Source organism: Thermodesulfatator autotrophicus (assembly GCF_001642325.1).
GTDB classification, from domain to species: Bacteria; Desulfobacterota; Thermodesulfobacteria; order Thermodesulfobacteriales; family Thermodesulfatatoraceae; genus Thermodesulfatator; species Thermodesulfatator autotrophicus.
Genome location: NZ_LSFI01000103.1, coordinates 1 through 1870, shown reverse-complemented (window position 1 = coordinate 1870; position 1870 = coordinate 1). Strand labels below are relative to the sequence as shown.

2 protein-coding genes are annotated in these 1870 nt (G+C 40.3%); both read right to left on the bottom strand.

Translation table 11 applies throughout. The features are described 5' to 3' along the window. Positions 1-205: 205 nt before the first annotated feature. Positions 206-1519 carry a hypothetical protein gene (locus tag TH606_RS11125; RefSeq protein WP_157627926.1) on the bottom strand — a complete coding sequence of 438 codons (1314 nt, stop codon included), beginning with the start codon at positions 1517-1519 and terminating at the stop codon, positions 206-208. 39 nt (positions 1520-1558) lie between these two features. Continuing rightward, positions 1559-1870: hypothetical protein (locus TH606_RS11795; protein ID WP_197460577.1), on the bottom strand; the 312-nt coding region annotated here is incomplete at its 5' end.

Below are 1870 nucleotides of genomic sequence, written 5' to 3'. Positions count from 1 at the left end.
TGTTTCTTTCAGAGGCTGCTCTCTGCGCGTCTTCTTTTATCTCTTCTCCTTTCTGAAGTTGTGTTTGCCAAAAATCACCAGCTAAACAAGAAGAATAGCAACTTATAAAGACAAATATAGTTACTAAAATTTTTAGTTTTGCTTTTGTCATATGCACCTCCGGGTAATTGATTAACCCCTCCCTTTAGGGAGGGATGTGTGACTTTTATCTCCTTCTTTGAGAAAGGAAAGTCCTATAAGACTCTTCCTTACCTATAAAGCAATAGTGATATACTATCACTTTTTTTATACCCGAGGCATTCCCTGTATATGGGTCTCCCTTTTTGATGCACATGTATATTTCTCCCGCCACCGCCGGACATAATTTTCTCGCTGCTTTGAGAGCTTTTTCTTTATCTATTCTGAATTCATCTTTTTCGTACGTTTCGATCAAGTAATTTCTAACTTTAAAAATATAATTATAAACCTCGGCTGGATCCCGGAAATCAAAAACCCTTTTCGAGTCTGCGTCTATGTAAATTTCGTCGAGACGAGCATTACAGTATCGCCTATGTCTGGCTTCAGGATTTTTATCATCCATACCGCAAAAAGGATAATCTTTCTTAAAACAAGACCGCGTAGTCTTAAAAAACGAAGACTTCTGATACTCTCTAAAAAGTTTTTTTATCTGTTTTAGTAGATCATTTTCATCTTTTGCAATTATTTTTACTTTTTTTTCTCCTGTTTTCACTTGATAAGGATAAGGCCCACACTTCCAAAATAGTCTGTAGTAATTATTGACCATGGACACCTCTAGGTTTTCAATCCTTTCATACGATCGCTTCCACGACTCTGAATCTAGCTCCCGTAATATTTTCCAAAAGTCTTTTACTTTATTTGAATGATGTATTCTCAATGTAACCGCAGCAAAAAGCTTTGGATTATCGTAATTTGCTGCTTCCAGATGTTTCCTGACCCCCAAATGTCGCAATTTTTCTTCATTTCCATGCTGAAAATACTTTGCAAAAACCGGCAAAACCTCTGGGGTAATTTGCTTATTTAGGAAAAAAAGATGTAACCTTTTATCAAAGAGATCGTAGTTATTTTTTAATATCTCTGATAGGTAATGGTTTGCGTTTTCAAGAAAATAATTCCTGGGATTCCTCACCAGAAGAGGATACTTATTAGGGTCATACTCATTTCCAAAGAACATTTTTTTCACCCCGAATCTGTCTATCCCTACGCTGGGCCCCATCTTTCCGTACATCGCTAATAGGTTTGCTTTTTTTAAATAAAAACCCATCATCGGGTTTACTCTAACAAGTCCGTTCTCCTGCCATTTTCTGTAGCCGCCAAAAAATACCAGGTTTCCTATTTCGTCATGTTGCACCCAAAATTCAAAATTCCTTGCGAGCCCTTCTCCTCGAACATATTGTTCCTGTATTTTTACTTTTGGCTGAAGAATCTTTGTTTTTTGCTGAGAAATCTGCTGAGAGGCTGTACAACCCCAGAAGAGAAAACTTAAAATTAAAACTAACACTACCTTATAAACCTTAATCATAAGATCCCTCCTTTTTGCTTATTGTAAAGGTACAAGGCTTGCTGGATCTATCCTGGTCTTACCGGCCATCATGAGCTTGAGCGCCCGGCGCCTAAGCCTTACCGCCTCCACCGCCTTGCCCTCGGCCTCAAGCTTCTCCGCATACCTCTCCACCCGATCCACCGTTTCCCTGTACTCGTCGCTCTTCCTCAACTCCTCAAAGGCCTTCGCAAGAGAAAACGAACTCGAAACCCTGATCTTCGCCTGGATCCAGCCCGTGCTCCCGCCTCCGAACCAGGTAACCCCGTCAATGAGAAGCCTCGGTGGGGCCGCAACATCAAGCACGTAGCG